Raw genomic sequence first — 15387 nt, forward strand, 5'->3', positions numbered from 1 at the left:
GTATGGAATGGAGCGCACTTGTTGTAGGGTATTTACTAGGTTCGATCAGTTTTAGCTTTATTGTCGTGAAAAAAGTAGCCGGGATCGATATTCGCGACCATGGGAGCGGGAACGCTGGGGCGACGAACACGCTGCGCGTCGTCGGAAAGCGGACGGCGCTAATCGTCTTCGCCCTCGACGTCTTAAAGGCGATGGCCGCTGTCGGTGTCGGGCTTTGGTTGTCACACGATTGGACGATCGCATTCGCGAGCGGGTTTGCAGCAATTATTGGCCACAATTGGCCCATCTTCTTTCAATTTCGCGGAGGAAAAGGCGTCGCAGCGACGATTGGCGTAACGGCACTCGTCACGTTCGTACCGGCGCTTATCACCGGGGTCATTGCGATCCTGTCCATCGTTTTTACGCGTTACGTCTCACTCGGGTCACTCATATTCACGGTGTTACTGCCGTTTGCGGTGTGGTTATACGGTGAACCGACTTCTTTTATATGGATTAGTGCCGGCATTGCCGTATTAACCGTACTGCGGCATTGGACGAACATCGGGCGCTTGTTGAAGGGCACAGAGAGTCGCCTCGGCCAGTCGTCAAAATCGTAGGGGGTTATAACAGTGAAAGCAGCAGTGTTAGGTGCAGGAAGTTGGGGGACGGCGCTAGCGATGGTGCTAACTGCAAACGGCGACGACGTCGCGTTATGGTCGCGTAGCGAGGCTCACGTCGCTGAGATGGAAGCGACACGGAAAAACGAGAAATATTTGCCGCAGGCGACATTGCCCCGCAATATTCGCGTGACGTCGTCGCTAAGAGAGGCGGTTTCTGATGCCGCACTCGTACTATTCGTCGTGCCATCGCAAGCGATGCGCGACGTTGCGGGCGAGGCGGCAGCGGTAATTAGGGACGATCAACTCGTCATCCACGCGGCGAAAGGATTCGAACAAGGAACGTTTAAGCGGATGTCCGAAGTGTTGGCCGAACAACTGCAAACGCACGACTCAGCGCAAATCGTCGTCCTCTCCGGTCCTAGTCACGCGGAAGAGGTGGCGGAACAGTCGCCGACGACTGTCGTCGTCTCTGCAGAAGAAATCGCTTATGCCGAACAAGCGCAAGATTATTTGATCAATCCGTTTTTTCGCGTGTACACGAACCCAGACGTGGTCGGGACGGAGATCGGCGGTGCGCTAAAAAACATTATTGCGCTCAGCGCGGGCATGTCTGACGGGCTCGGGTACGGCGACAACGCGAAAGCGGCGCTACTCACGCGCGGGCTCGCGGAAATTGTCCGCTTAGGGGCGCGCATGGGAGCCGATCCGCGCACGTTCGCCGGACTGGCCGGTTTCGGCGACTTGGTCGTCACGTGTACAAGTAAACATAGTCGCAATTGGCAGGCGGGCTATTTATTGGGACAAGGCAAACCGTTGGGCGATGTGCTTCGGCAAATGGGTATGGTCGTCGAAGGGGTGAAGACGACGCAGACGGCGCACGCGCTCGCTAAGCAGTATCAGGTGGAGATGCCGATCACGGCTGAGCTGTACAATGTCTTGTTCGCGGACAAAAATCCGCGACTCGCTGTCGAACATTTGATGGGCCGGGTGAAGCGGCACGAAACGGAAGACGTTTTACGCGAGTTGTAGGATTGGGCGCGTTGCGAGTTGCCGTTTTTACTTGCGTAACATACGATGTAGTATGTCTCACCCAAAAAACGCATGGGCTTATCATTCAGTGCAAGGCGGGGTGCAGTTATCGACAACATTTCGCTGATGAAAAAGCTTGCGAAGTGAGGGTGGGACAATAAAAGGGTGGCGCAGTGGATGCGTCACCCATTTTTTACTTTGCCCGCGAACCACCTAAGCCCTGTTGAAACATTTGTTTCACAAACCCTTGTATGAACGGCGATTGTAACATCGACATCAGTTGCCCGATGTCGACTTGATCAAAAATACCGGCGAAGGGTGCAGCATCGTTCACTTGATTGCTGCCCGGCGAACGCTTACTGCTCGTGGGCGGGCGACTGCGGCCCCGTTTACTGTTTGACGGGGGGACGAGCTGCAATTGTGGCCGGCTTCTTTCTGCGGCCCCACTTTTTACGAATCCGCGTGCAATCTCGAATATTTGGTAGGCGGAATCCATCGCATCGTCTAGCCGCTCTAACGACGTTCGAATGTCTTTAACCGTTGAGCGAATCGTATAGAACGAATTTAAAACACCTACCAAATTGAGCGCCCCGAGCGATTTTGCGTGCGGGGTCGATTCATCGAACGTCTGACCTTGACCGCTCCGTTTTTGTGTCTCTGACCGTGGCGTATAACCCGAGCGGTTAGGCACTCTCGCATATTGACTATTTGCGCGGGTGCGCTTGTTCGCATACGTATAGCGGCTGCTGCTATGCGTTCGCTGACTTGGGCGGTATGTGGGCGTGCGCTTAGGCGATCGACTGCGCGTGCGAATGTAGGTGTTGGACGGGATTCGTCTTCTAGCGTTATAACTATAATAGTCCGTCTGTTTCATGCCATCCCTCCTAGACGTAAAACATCTCCTAAGTATGTTATGCCAGCGCTTATGCATAGGTTACTTCCTATGATATAATGTGCATAGGAGGGTGATAACCGTGCTCGACGCAATGATTGCCATCGGCTTACTCGTCGTGGCAAACTTTTTAATTATGCTTTCGCGGCAAAGAAAGCGCCGTTTCTTCCGCTTTATCCTTTCGGGCGCTGCGGTGTGTGCACTGCTCCCAGCCTTTTTATTTGCAGTGCGCGCCCTTATATAACAACAGTGTAGAAAGTTGGCGACGGTAGAGATGCCCGATCAGTTACAACAGGTGCAACCGCACCGCCTATTGCACAATGTTTACACGCCGCTCGCATCTGTGTGCGGCCGACTGGCTAGCACGAGTGCCCCGTGGCTCGTTGCCGGTAGTACGAGCTGTCTCTTGCAAGGGGTGCACCTCGAGACGGAGCCGAACGATATAGACCTTTATACGGATCGCGGACAACTCGTCCCGCTCGAGCAAGCTTTAGCCGACTGGATGACCGTGCCGACGCGTTTTAGCGAAACGACACAGTATGCGAGTTTTTTAAGTCGATACGACGTGCAGGCGAAGCCGGTAGAGCTCGTGGCCGATTTGCGCGTCCGTACCGCCTGGGGCACGTATACGGTCGAAGTTGCTCAACTACTGTACCGCTTTGCGAAGGCGGTGGCGCTCGCCGAACATACGGTGAGGCTCGTACCGTTGGAGCATGAATACATATTCAACTTATTGCGCGAGCGGAAGGATCGTTATGCCCCGATCGCCGCTCATTTGCGCCTGTACGGTGTGAACAGGCGGTTATGGCACCAGCTGCAAGCGCGTAATACGTTGTCGGCGGCGTTTTGGCAACGGGCTGCCAGCCTCGTCGACCATTCGCCACAGGAGGGGAGTGCACCGTGCGGATCCTAAATGTTTCGAAGCGGGTGCTCGGCTTCTGTCTCTGCTTTACGGTCTTCTTCACCGCTGGCTGTATGTATCCTGGGGAACGGAAGACGGGTGGAATGGAGGCGCTACCGGCACACGTGGACGACGTACAGCGTGCGGTGGAACGCTACCGCGACGACACGTCCGTACTGCCGATCAAGACGGTGGAGGCCGATACGCCGCTCTATCAAAAATATGTCGTCGACTTTGGGCGACTCATCCCGCAATACGTGAGTGACGCCCCCCCAAGTGCGTTTGAAAAAGGGGGCAGTTTTATGTATGTGTTACTCGAAGTGGAAAATAACCCGACTGTTAAATTGTTCGACTTGCGCGTGAGCGATGCGGTCCAGAAGGTGCAACAAGAAGTTGACCGTTACCGCGACAAACAGAACCGTTTGCCGCAAGGGGGAGAATTGTCACCGGGCGTGTTTGTACTTGACGACGCGGCGGTGCGAGCTGCGCGGCAACCGATTCCGAGCCCGTATAGTGAAGAGCTCACGCTTCCTTTTCTCATCGACTCGAGCGGCACTGTTTACGTCGATTACCGCGGCGATTTAACGCGGCTCGTGCAAAAGCTAGACACGCAGCCGCCCGCAAAAAAAGACATTCGCTATTTGTTGACGAACGATTCTTTGTTTGTGCCTGCACATTCGCTGCCGTACAAGGTGGAACAGGGTGAGGTCGTTCCGTACAGCCAGTAGTAGCTACTGGCTGTTTTTTCTCGTTTGGGCGTCATAACCGCGTATTCCTCTCATATATTTATAGTGTCCAATTTGACTAGTACGAGCAAAAGAAGAAATGGTTGTAGACAGTAGGTACTACTGTATGGGGCTTGATTTACGAAGGAGGGAATCACGTGGAAAAGGTCGATATCTTCAAAGATATTGCCGAGCGGACGGGGGGCGATATTTACCTCGGTGTCGTCGGGGCCGTACGCACCGGGAAGTCCACATTTATTAAGCGATTTATGGAAATGATGGTGTTGCCGAATATCGACGACGAGGCAGACCGGGTACGCGCGCAAGACGAGTTGCCGCAAAGCGGCGCCGGAAAGACAATCACGACAATCGAACCGAAATTCGTGCCGAATCAGGCCGTCAATATTCACGTCGCCGAAGGCTTAAATATGAACGTGCGCATGGTCGACTGTGTCGGTTACGCCATTGACGGGGCGAAAGGATACGAAGACGAAAGCGGGCCGCGCATGATTAATACGCCGTGGTACGACGAACCGGTCCCGTTTCAAGAGGCGGCTGAAATCGGCACGCGCAAGGTGATCCAAGAGCATTCGACACTCGGCGTCGTAGTGACGACCGACGGCTCGATTACCGACCTGCCGCGGGCGGCTTACCTCGAAATGGAAGAACGCGTCATTAACGAAATGAAAGAAGTCGGCAAGCCGTTTGTCGTCGTGATCAACTCAGTAAAGCCGTACAGCGAGGAAGCAAAATATTTGAAAGAGGAGTTGGCAGAAAAGTACGATGTTCCCGTGCTCGCGGTCAGTGCGGCCACGATGGACGAACCGGACATTTTAAATGTTTTGAAAGAAGTGTTGTTCGAATTCCCGGTGCACGAAGTGAACGTGAACTTACCGAGTTGGGTCATGGTGCTGGACGAAGATCACTGGTTACGCCACCACTTTGAGGACTCGGTACGCGAAACAGTGAAAGACATTCGCCGCTTGCGCGATGTCAATCGCGTCGTCGACAGTTTCGATACTTACGATTTCATCGACCGCGCCTCACTCGCCGACATGAACATGGGGCAAGGGGTCGCCGAAATCGACCTGTACGCGCCTGACGAATTGTACGACCAAATTTTAACGGAAGTCGTCGGCGTGGAAATTCAAGGGAAGGACCACTTGCTACAAATTATGCAAGACTTCAGTAAGGCGAAAAAAGAGTACGACAAAGTCGGCGAGGCGCTCAAAATGGTGAAGACGACCGGTTACGGCGTCGCGGCGCCGACGTTAGAAGAAATGACGTTAGACGAACCGGAACTCATTCGCCAAGGGTCACGTTTCGGGGTGCGCCTAAAGGCGACGGCGCCGTCCATTCACATGATTAAAGTGGATGTCCACTCCGAGTTTGCCCCGATTATCGGCAGTGAACGGCAGAGTGAAGAATTAGTGAATTTCTTAATGCGCGATTTTGAAAGTGATCCGTTAAAAATTTGGGAATCGGACATTTTTGGCCGCTCCCTCAACTCGATCGTGCGCGAAGGGATTCAGGCGAAGCTGTCGATGATGCCGGAAAACGCGCGCTACAAATTGCAAGAAACGTTGCAGCGCATCATCAACGAAGGTTCCGGCGGTTTGATCGCGATTATTTTATAACGCGCAATAAAAACGAACCAAATGTTAAAATTTACGACTTTTCACTAAAAGATTTATGTTTAAAGACGGTGAAGCTGAAGCACTCGGCGCGAGTGCTTTTTGCTTTTTCGCCTCTAAGACAAAAAAAGACTTGAATTTCTTGAACGACGTATATTATGATAAAGCGTGCAAGTTGCTTAGGAGGTGACATCGTGAACAAGTCGGAGTTAATTACACATGTTGCGGAAAAGTGCAACCTTACGAAGAAAGACGCGACGCAAGCAGTAGATGTCGTTTTTGATTCGATTGCCGAAGCGTTAAAAGCCGGTGAGAAAGTCCAACTTTTTGGATTCGGTAACTTCGAGGTGCGGGAGCGCGCTGCCCGTAAAGGGCGGAACCCGAAAACAGGTGAAGAAATCGATATTGCGGCGAGCAAAGTACCTGCGTTCAAACCGGGGAAGGCGCTTAAGGACATGGTACAGTAAGTGCTTGCTTAAGTTACGCTTACATAAGCGCATGCTTTAAAGGGAGTCTCCGGACTCCCGGTTTTATTTAGAAAACGACGTATGGTATTATAAAACGTGTAGGCTTTGTGGAGGTGGCAAAATTGGCAGTCGATCACGAAAAGATTGAAGCAGCTGTGCGGATGATGCTGGAAGCGATCGGTGAAGATCCGGACCGCGAAGGGCTCGTCGACACCCCGAAACGCGTCGCCCGGATGTACGAAGAACTATTCGTCGGTTTATCCATCGATCCTAGTGAATATTTTTCGGTCATTTTTAGCGAAGAACACGAAGAGCTCGTCCTCCTTAAAGATATCCCGTTTTTCTCATTGTGCGAACACCACTTAGTACCGTTTTTCGGGAAGGCGCACGTCGCTTACATTCCGCGTGGCGGTCGCGTGACTGGCTTAAGCAAGTTGGCGCGGGCTGTCGAAGCTGTCGCCCGGCGCCCACAACTGCAGGAGCGCATTACGGCGACGGTCGCCGATACGATCATGCGTAAATTAGACCCGCACGGGGTCGTCGTCGTATTAGAAGCGGAACATATGTGTATGACGATGCGCGGTGTGAAGAAGCCCGGTTCAAAGACGATCACCTCTGCTGTACGCGGTAGCTTTCGCGAAGATGCGGCTTCGCGCGCCGAAGTATTTAGTTTGATCAACAGCCGTTGAGGCAGTAACGGTTAACCATACGACTGATCTTCAAGCGACTGGCAAAGCCACTGATCGCACAAAATAATGGTTGACTTTCCTGTTAATGTGCGGTAAATTATTTAGTGTGGCTTTTATCGGGCTATGGCGCAGCTTGGTAGCGCGCTTGCATGGGGCGCAAGAGGCCGTCGGTTCAAATCCGGCTAGCCCGACCAGTAACAAATCCTCCGCTTCGATTCGAGGCGGAGGATTTAACTTATGAGCTAACTTATTAAGGGGGTGCGGCGGATGAACCCTTATCACAATGGCGATTATGTCATCATTAAAGCGAAAGAAAACGGTGTGAACGTCATCGGCTTAACGCGTGGGCGCGATACGCGCTTCCACCATTCGGAAAAGCTAGATGAAGGCGAAGTGATGATCTGCCAGTTTACGGAGCATACGTCAGCAATTAAAATACGCGGCAAAGCGTTCATCCAGACGTGTCACGGCGAGGTCGAGACAGAATAAACGCCTAGCGGTGCGCATGTTAGACCTCTTTGTTCGATACAATAGGACAAAGGGGGAAGCGCGATGGTACGCACATTCGGTTCGACGCTCGTCGCCGCGCTCGCGCTGGCGATCGCTTTGTCCTATTTGCCACAAGTTGAGTTAAGTGGGCATGAGGACGTGGCCGTCTTTAAACGGGAGCGCCCGACAGCACTAAGCGAGGCGACGTTAGTCGATTTTTTAACCTTGCAAAAACCGCGTTTTACTTATTTGAGAGCGTATTGGGACGACGTGGAGTCCGCGTTGTACGTCGATTTTCAGGCCACGGCAGCGAGAGCCAAGGCCGATGTGGCCGCTGGTTGGCTGCCGTTCTTAGAAAGTGTGTTCAGGCGGACGAGCAACGTACAGACGTTGACCTGTCGCCTATACGGTGCCGACGGAGCCGTACGCGCCACGCTTACGGCGCAAAAAAAAGCATACACGCCACCAAGAGCGAACGATTCGGCGTTGCACTATTTGGAACGCCATTTTCACTTTCAAGTGAATGAATGAGGAAAAATGCGTGTGGCGACTACTTTTTTATGTTATACTGTACACGAATCATCGACCCTTTAAGTCGGGAACGAACTGTTGGAGGCTCCCTCATGACGTTTTTAAATGGCACCTACAAAAGTGAACTAGAAACAATAGCCGCTGATATTTACGATCAGGCCAACCACTTTATGTTCGAACGCGTAATCGGGCCACCTGATATTCCACAACTGTCGTTAGCGCTTCAATACTTATACTTTAAACAACACAATTATTCACAGGAAAATATTCAGGCGTATTGCGTCAGCACGATTTTAGTGCAGATGGGACTTGAGATACACAACAGGGTCTCACAGGAAGAAGCCCCGGCCTTTTCGGATGAAAATCGCGAACGGCAAATGCAAGTGTTAGCGGGTGATTTGTACAGTGGGAAGTTTTACCGACTACTCGCCCGCCACGGTGCAGTTCGCGTCATATATTTTTTGTCAGACGCCATTTGTCACATTAATCAAGCACGGGCAAATGTGTACAAACTACTACAAGAAGTGCAAGTCCCGCTTAAGCAATATCTCGCGGAAATGGAACGGCTCAGTACGTCGCTGTTTAAGGCGTGGTTACATAATGAGCGCAGTACGTTTGGTGCCAAATGGGAAGTGCTTGCCACGAATTTGTTGACTGCGGAAAGCTTGTCGCAAGAGATTGAGCGGCCGTCGACCAAATGGCCGCAAAGCATGCTGGCGCAAATGAAACACAAAATGCAGCGGATGGTGGCGAACGCAAGTCACGTGCTTAACGAATGGCACTGTGCGGATACGAAGCGCGAACTTGTGCATTTGATTGACGTTCATTTTCCTAACCTAGCGGGTTGGGGGCGAACGGCGGAGGAATATTAAGCATGGAAAACAAGACGAGACAACCGACGAACGAAGCATTTATTCACGATGTGTTTGAAAGCATCGCCCCGAAGTACGACCGCATGAATTCGCTGCTCAGTTTTCGGCGGCATAAAGCGTGGCGCAAGAAGGCGATGCGCGAAATGAACGTGCAGGCGGGTGATGAAGCGATCGACGTCTGCTGCGGAACTGCCGACTGGGCGCTGAGCATCGCCGCAGCGTCTGGCACGGGAAAGGTAGTCGGCTTAGATTTTAGTGGGGAGATGCTTCGTTACGGACAAAATAAAGTTGACGCGCACGGCATGGCGGACAGGGTTAGCCTCGTCCAAGGCAATGCGATGGCGCTGCCGTTCGAAGACAACTCGTTCGATTACGCGACGATTGGTTTTGCGTTGCGCAATGTGCCCGACTTTCGCCAAGTTCTCCAAGAGATGCAGCGAGTCGTACGTCCCGGTGGACAAGTTGTATCGCTGGAGTTGTCCAAGCCGGCGTGGCCGCCTTTCCGTAAATTGTACTATTTTTATTTCCAAAAGATCCTCCCGCTCTTAGGAAAAATGTTTGCTGATCGGTATGAACAATACCGCTGGTTACCGGAGTCGCTTGTCCATTTTCCAGATTACCGGGAGCTGGCAGACATCTTTCGCGAAAGCGGACTTCAGGACGTACGTGTGTACCCGTTAACAGGGGGCATTGCGGCGCTGCACATCGGGACGAAAGAGGCGTAAGGGGCGTAAGGTAATTCCCATGAATAGAATAAGGCGTTGCACGTGCGACGCGATCGATTGAGAAAGACGGTGGGCGTGTGAATTTAGCAGACGTATATTTCGATTTAAAGGGCGATTTGGAGGAATTGGAACGCGAACTTTCCTCCGCGATTGCTACAGACCACCCGGTGCTCAATGAGGCATCGCATCATTTACTACGTGCAGGAGGGAAGCGGATTCGCCCAGTTTTCGTCCTCCTGGCAGGGAAATTTGGCAACTATTCGTTAGAGCGGTTGAAGCTTGTCGCGGCTCCTTTAGAACTGATCCATATGGCGACGCTCGTTCACGACGACGTGATCGACGATGCGGAGACGCGGCGCGGACGCAAGACGGTGAGGGCCGAATGGGATAACCGCATCGCCATGTATACGGGGGACTACATCTTCGCTCGCTCGTTAAAAATGATTGCTCACTTGCCGGATCCGAAAATCCATCGGGCGCTTTCTAATGTCGTCGTCCAAGTATGTGAAGGCGAGATCGAACAAATTCGCGACTTTTATAATTGGCAACAAAACTTGCGCAACTATTTACGCCGTATCAAGCGCAAGACGGCCCTATTAATCGCAGTTAGTTGTGAGTTAGGGGCGATGGTGAGCGAGGCGCAACCGCAGGACGTGCGCGCGCTGCGCGATTTCGGTTACTATGTCGGAATGGCGTTCCAGGTGATCGACGACATTTTAGACTTTACTGGAACGGAGAAACAGTTGGGCAAGCCGGCGGGCAGCGATTTACGGCAAGGAAACATCACCCTTCCGGTTCTTTATTTGCTCGCACACGCCGATGAGGCGACGCGACAACCAATTATTAACTACATCCAGTCGGAAGGGGCTGCGCATCCGGCGGAAGAAATTGTCCAGTTAATTAAGGAGAGCGAGGGCATTACATTCGCGCAGTCGCTCGCGGATAAGTATTTAAATAAAGGGCTACATGCGCTGTATAAACTGCCGCACAATGAGGCGCGCGATGCGCTGGAGCAGCTCGCCTTGTTTGTCGGCAAACGCTCTTATTAGTGACGGGTTCGTGTGAGGCCAGTGTATTTAGCAACATATTGCTATGTTATGTAGTTTCTAGTAAAATATAACGGTAACATGAAGTGGAGGATTTACGTCTTCCTATAAATACATATGTGAATAACGGAGGCAAGAGAAGTGGAACAAACGTTTCTAATGGTAAAACCGGATGGCGTTCAACGCGGTCTGATCGGTGAGATCGTCGCTCGCTTTGAACATAAAGGATTTCAACTCGTCGGCGCCAAGTTGATGACGATTGCGCCCTCCTTGGCGGAACAACACTACGCCGAGCATAAGGACAAGCCGTTTTTCGGCGAATTAGTCGATTTTATTACGTCTGGCCCCGTCTTTGCCATGGTGTGGCAAGGCGAGAACGTCATTCGTGTCGCGCGGGCGATGATGGGCAAGACAAACCCAGCGGAAGCTGCGGCAGGAACGGTACGCGGCGACTACGGCCAAACGGTCGGCATGAATATCATTCACGGCTCGGATTCACCGGAAAGTGCCGCACGTGAAATTAAGTTGTTCTTCAACGACGATGAATTGACCACTTATGAAAAAACGATTAACAAGTGGATTGTGTGACGTCTGTTTACCACTGCTACCTTATTTTAACCGCTTATTCTCTTTTAGTTGAGGGAAGGCGGTTTTTTTATGGCTTTTTATGCCAAACATTTACGCCTGCTTAACATCGTCTTTACGAAGGCGCGATACAATTAGAGCGTGCTGTTGAAGGGCGCTGCGTGACACGATTAATTCTGGACACAAGGTGGTGGTAGTAACACTATTCATTAAAAAATACGTTTATGAGTTGACTGATGTTACGCGCTGTAGTAACTTTCTGTTGAAAGCGTTTTTACTTACAGTGTGTGAGGCGAATTACTTACAGTGTGGGTGAGGCGGACTCCGCTGAAACGAGGTGATGTACATGAAGTGATGTACATGAGTTGATGTACATATTAAGTGGCGCATGAATTGCTATGCAACAACCGTGCACTGCGCGTAAGTACGGCTTTTGTATAAGGGGTAAAAAAATGACGTAAAGGGAGAGAGCGTTGGTGAGATTAAACAAAATATGGCTGTCTGCACTTGTCTTCTTGTTACTTATGTCTACAGTGTTAGGTTGTAGTTCCAGCAATACGGATGGTGGCAAAGAAGGAAAGACAAAAGATGTCGTCAAAGAAGACGGTAAAGTCGTGATCGATTTTTGGCATTCGATGGGTGGTACACCCGGGGATGCGTTAACTGAGCTCGTCGATCAGTTTAACGATCGCCAAGATAAAATCAAAGTGTCACTCGAGTTCCAAGGGGATTACGAAGAGGCGATCAACAAACTGAAAAACGTGGCCGGTACCGATAAGGCACCTGCAATCATGCAAATTTACGAAATAGGTACCCGTTTCATGATTGACAGCGGCTATGTTAAACCGATGCAGGCGTTCATCGACGCCGACAACTACGATATTAGTGCACTGGAAGAAAATATTTTAGGTTACTACACGGTCGACGACAAATTGTACTCGATGCCGTTTAACTCTTCGAACGCGGTAATGTTTTACAATAAAGACGCCTTTAAGGAGGCAGGGCTCGATCCGGAAAAACCGCCGCATACGTTTAGCGAGATTGAAGAAGCGGCGAAAAAGTTGACGACGAATGACCGTTCTGGATTCGCGATTCTCATTTACGGCTGGTTTTTTGAGCAGTTGATGGCCAACCAAGGGGCTCCGATGGTGAACAACGACAACGGGCGAGCTGAACCGGCGACGGAGGCTCTTGTAAACAGCAAGGAAGGTGAGCACGTCTTCGCCTGGTTACAAAAGATGCACAAAGACGGGGTGCTCGGTAATTTTGGCCGCAAGTGGGACGACATTCGCGCCGCTTTCCAAGCGGAAAAAGTAGCGATGTACCTCGACTCGACCGCTTCGACGGCAGCGAACATTAAGGATGCGTCCTTCGAAGTCGGTACCGCTTATATTCCCGTACCGGACGGCACGGACCCGCAAGGGGTCATCGTCGGCGGTGGGTCGCTATGGATGATGGACGGCATCGCCGAAGAGTCGCAGCAGGCGGCGTGGGAGTTCATCAAGTTTTTGACTCAGCCGGAACAGCAAGCGTTTTGGGCGGTCAATACGGGCTATTTCCCAGTAACGAAAAAAGCGTACGACGAACCGCTTATGAAGGAGAACTTGAAGGAATACCCACAGTTCCAAACGTCGATCGACCAGTTGCACAACACAAAGTTGAGTCCGGTCACCCAAGGGGCGTTAATCGGCGTTTTTCCAGAGGTTCGGGCGAACATCGAGGATCAAATTGAACGGCTTTACGAAGGAAGTGTCGAGCCGCAGGAGGCGCTTGACTCCGTCGTGCAGAAGGTGAACAAAGCGCTCGAAGTGTACAACAAGACGAACAGCAAGAAATAAAATAATTAGCACTAGACGGGAAATAAGCGCCCGATGTGACGGCAACCACCCGCGTGAGGCGATGGTTGCCGTCAGGGGCGCGTGTCAGTTTGTAAATAAGAACGTCCGCCGTTGTTTGCGTACATGAGTCGGTTGCGAGCAGTGGATGGCTGCTCGGAAAAGGAGTGACTTTTGACGAGGCGAAGTGGCGCCTTCTGGCGTTCCTTCGCTTGTTCGTGGGTCGAAAAAATGACAGACAGTGGTGCGGTTTGCCCCCTATTTCCGTTACCGTCGATTACCGTGAGGCGACGTTTCATGCGGCGGCGCCTATACACAGGTCCGGTGAACAGCAGTCGCACGCCATACGCGGTGAGGATCGCATTGCCGACAAAAAAGAAGATGTAAAGGAAGTGAACGTACGTCCCTAAGTTAGTGGAAAAACTGATGGTGTAAGCGACCCACATGGCAGTTATGAACGGTAGTTGGACTAAAGCTAGTTGCTGGTTTTCGATCCACAACAAGAACGGTGCCGCGCAGCTGGCGATCAATAGGCATACGATCAAGACGTCCATCGATTCGTCCCCCTCATACGAAATTGCGATGTTTGCAAACGCGCGATTGTGGCAAACTAAGTAACGATTTGTGAACGTTATGTTACAATTAGTATACCACAAGCACCACACAATGACACGTCGATTCGTATAAGTTAGAGCGTTATACAAAAAAGTTGACCAGCAGGATGGCGGTAAACGGCATGCACGAAGGACTTCCAACACGAATGACTCGCCAACCGCAAACAAAAAATCCCGTAACGAGGGCGAGTTACGGGATTGTTGGCGATGAAAAGGTGTATTGGCGATGAGAAGGTGTATACGTAGGACACTCGTACACGTAGCGTGGTCGCAGCGGAAACCGATGTTCACGGTACGTACTTTTGTAACAACTGCTCAATTTCGCGGTTGATGGAGGCGACGCCGACACGATCGACCGGTAAATCCGTTATGCGATACGCGCGTTTTAACGCCAAAATACGGTACACGCTTTCGTCGATGCGCTGTTCAGAAAGCGTACGATCTGCTACTGCTTTCCGTAACGCTTCGATGACTGCGACGGTGTTGTCGTACTCGTGGCACACTAACAATAGATCGGTACCAGCGGCGACGGCAGTCACTGCTGCTTCTCCGATGTCATACTGTTCCACAATCGCCCCCATCGTCAAATCGTCACTGACGACGACACCGCCAAATGTTAGTTGTTCGCGCAGCAAATCGGTGATGACTGCTTTCGATAACGAGGCGGGATGGTCAGGGTCGAGTTGCGGCAGTAAAATGTGGGCGATCATGACAGCGTCGGCCCCTTGTGCGATCGCCTGCTTAAACGGTACGAGCTCGAATGCGTCGAGGCGTTCCACATCGTGAGTGACGACGGGCAAGCCGACGTGGGAATCGACGGACGTGTCGCCGTGCCCGGGAAAGTGTTTCACGACGGGAATGACGCGTTCGGCCTTCATTCCTTGTAGCGTTGCAAGCCCTAGTTTGCTGACGACTTTAGCGGTTGCACCGAACGAGCGGTCACCGATGACCGGATTATCCGGATTGCTGTTAATGTCTAACACGGGCGCAAAGTTTGTGTTAAAGCCGAGTGTTTTTATTTCTCGCGCAATGACGCGTCCAATTTCATACGAAAACGTGCGGTCGTTCACGGTGCCGATCCGTTCGCTCGTCGGCAGTGGTACAAACGAGTCCGGCATGCGACTAACCGTCCCACCTTCTTCGTCCACACCGAAAAAGAGGGGCACCTTATTTTTGGCATTCAACTTTTTTAACGCATTGAGCAGCGTACGCGTTTGTTCCGCATCTTGTATGTTGCGCTCGAACAAAATAATGCCGCCGACGCGGTACGTTTGGATCAGCTGTTTGGCGTGTTCATCGCTCGTGTAGCCGTCTACGCCAGTGAAGACTAGTTGGCCGATCTTTTCCTCGAGCGACATCTTGCTAATTTGTGCTTTGAGCGGATCAGCGGGCGGTTTCGGTTTCGATTGCGATGGTTGCTTCTGTTGTCGCTCGCTTTGCTCCTTCCTACCTTGCGTCTGTTTTTGATCGTCCGTACGATTCGCGCCTGTAGAATTCGTTCCCTTCGTTTGCTTCGCGTCTGCGGCGCGGTTTTCTGCACGTTCATCGGTCTTGTCGCCGTCTGCTTGGCAGCCAAACAGTAAACTAAACGCTATTAAACTAATGAACCACAAGTAGACAACGTTTTTTACACCTTGATTGTGTCTCTTATGCATGTTTCACATCCTTCGTGGACAATTTTATCTATAGACTAACAAAAAACGCGTGTTGCGTCTCCTATGAAATAGCAGACTACTTAATCGGTCATCGCCAGT

At 51.6% G+C, this 15387-nt stretch carries 18 protein-coding genes and 1 tRNA gene; 16 read left to right on the forward strand and 3 right to left on the reverse strand.

Annotation, left to right across the window (positions count from 1 at the left end; translation table 11 throughout):
- The first annotated feature begins 2 nt into the window (after positions 1–2).
- Together plsY and BN1247_RS06120 are read left to right on the forward strand one after the other, a co-directional pair.
- Complete coding sequence (gene plsY, locus BN1247_RS06115) at positions 3–596, forward strand: glycerol-3-phosphate 1-O-acyltransferase PlsY (protein ID WP_054949591.1); 594 nt, start codon at positions 3–5, stop codon at positions 594–596.
- A gap of 6 nt (positions 597–602) precedes the next feature.
- Positions 603–1628, forward strand: coding sequence for an NAD(P)H-dependent glycerol-3-phosphate dehydrogenase (locus BN1247_RS06120; protein ID WP_054949592.1), 1026 nt, complete (start codon positions 603–605; stop codon positions 1626–1628).
- A 193-nt stretch (positions 1629–1821) separates the two neighbouring features.
- Here BN1247_RS06120 and BN1247_RS06125 read toward each other — a convergent pair whose 3' ends face one another.
- Entirely contained in the window at positions 1822–2502 is a 681-nt protein-coding gene (locus BN1247_RS06125) for a hypothetical protein (RefSeq protein WP_054949593.1), read from the reverse strand.
- A 100-nt stretch (positions 2503–2602) separates the two neighbouring features.
- Between BN1247_RS06125 and BN1247_RS17630 the strand changes: the two genes are divergently transcribed.
- The 14 genes from BN1247_RS17630 to BN1247_RS06190 all read left to right on the forward strand — a co-directional run bounded on the left by BN1247_RS17630 (position 2603) and on the right by BN1247_RS06190 (position 13022).
- Positions 2603–2764, forward strand: coding sequence for a DUF2768 family protein (locus tag BN1247_RS17630; RefSeq protein WP_147675192.1), 162 nt, complete (start codon positions 2603–2605; stop codon positions 2762–2764).
- 15 nt (positions 2765–2779) lie between these two features.
- A complete protein-coding gene (locus tag BN1247_RS06130) occupies positions 2780–3433 on the forward strand; it encodes a nucleotidyltransferase family protein (RefSeq protein ID WP_147675193.1) in 654 nt (217 codons plus the stop codon).
- Positions 3421–4149 (forward strand): hypothetical protein, encoded by a 729-nt coding sequence (locus BN1247_RS06135; protein WP_054949595.1) that lies wholly within the window; start codon positions 3421–3423, stop codon positions 4147–4149. Before BN1247_RS06130 ends, BN1247_RS06135 begins: the two co-directional genes overlap by 13 nt.
- A gap of 155 nt (positions 4150–4304) precedes the next feature.
- Positions 4305–5783: a stage IV sporulation protein A gene (gene spoIVA, locus BN1247_RS06140; protein ID WP_054949596.1), complete on the forward strand. Its 1479-nt coding sequence runs from the start codon at positions 4305–4307 to the stop codon at positions 5781–5783.
- A 191-nt stretch (positions 5784–5974) separates the two neighbouring features.
- On the forward strand, positions 5975–6247 hold the full coding sequence (locus BN1247_RS06145) for an HU family DNA-binding protein (RefSeq protein ID WP_054949597.1): 273 nt from the start codon (positions 5975–5977) through the stop codon (positions 6245–6247).
- A 122-nt stretch (positions 6248–6369) separates the two neighbouring features.
- Entirely contained in the window at positions 6370–6936 is a 567-nt protein-coding gene (folE, locus tag BN1247_RS06150; protein ID WP_054949598.1) for a GTP cyclohydrolase I FolE, read from the forward strand.
- A 117-nt stretch (positions 6937–7053) separates the two neighbouring features.
- A tRNA-Pro gene (locus tag BN1247_RS06155) sits at positions 7054–7130 on the forward strand.
- Between the two features lie 73 nt (positions 7131–7203).
- A complete protein-coding gene (mtrB, locus tag BN1247_RS06160) occupies positions 7204–7425 on the forward strand; it encodes a trp RNA-binding attenuation protein MtrB (RefSeq protein WP_054949599.1) in 222 nt (73 codons plus the stop codon).
- Between the two features lie 63 nt (positions 7426–7488).
- Positions 7489–7956: a hypothetical protein gene (locus BN1247_RS06165; protein WP_054949600.1), complete on the forward strand. Its 468-nt coding sequence runs from the start codon at positions 7489–7491 to the stop codon at positions 7954–7956.
- A gap of 92 nt (positions 7957–8048) precedes the next feature.
- Positions 8049–8828: a heptaprenyl diphosphate synthase component 1 gene (locus BN1247_RS06170; RefSeq protein WP_054949601.1), complete on the forward strand. Its 780-nt coding sequence runs from the start codon at positions 8049–8051 to the stop codon at positions 8826–8828.
- A gap of 2 nt (positions 8829–8830) precedes the next feature.
- Positions 8831–9553 (forward strand): demethylmenaquinone methyltransferase, encoded by a 723-nt coding sequence (locus tag BN1247_RS06175; protein WP_054949602.1) that lies wholly within the window; start codon positions 8831–8833, stop codon positions 9551–9553.
- Between the two features lie 77 nt (positions 9554–9630).
- Entirely contained in the window at positions 9631–10602 is a 972-nt protein-coding gene (gene hepT / locus BN1247_RS06180; protein ID WP_054949603.1) for a heptaprenyl diphosphate synthase component II, read from the forward strand.
- Positions 10603–10740: 138 nt separating this feature from the next.
- On the forward strand, positions 10741–11187 hold the full coding sequence (ndk, locus tag BN1247_RS06185; protein ID WP_054949604.1) for a nucleoside-diphosphate kinase: 447 nt from the start codon (positions 10741–10743) through the stop codon (positions 11185–11187).
- 473 nt (positions 11188–11660) lie between these two features.
- Positions 11661–13022 carry an ABC transporter substrate-binding protein gene (locus tag BN1247_RS06190; RefSeq protein ID WP_231633170.1) on the forward strand — a complete coding sequence of 454 codons (1362 nt, stop codon included), beginning with the start codon at positions 11661–11663 and terminating at the stop codon, positions 13020–13022.
- Between the two features lie 71 nt (positions 13023–13093).
- Here the strand turns inward: BN1247_RS06190 and BN1247_RS06195 are convergent, their stop codons facing one another.
- On the reverse strand, positions 13094–13573 hold the full coding sequence (locus tag BN1247_RS06195; protein WP_054949605.1) for a spore morphogenesis/germination protein YwcE: 480 nt from the start codon (positions 13571–13573) through the stop codon (positions 13094–13096).
- A gap of 347 nt (positions 13574–13920) precedes the next feature.
- Positions 13921–15288, reverse strand: a complete 1368-nt coding sequence (gene nagZ, locus BN1247_RS06200) for a beta-N-acetylhexosaminidase (RefSeq protein WP_054949606.1) — start codon at positions 15286–15288, stop codon at positions 13921–13923.
- Positions 15289–15387: the final 99 nt, after the last annotated feature.

Source organism: Numidum massiliense (assembly GCF_001375555.1).
Classification (GTDB): Bacteria; Bacillota; Bacilli; order Thermoactinomycetales; family Novibacillaceae; genus Numidum; species Numidum massiliense.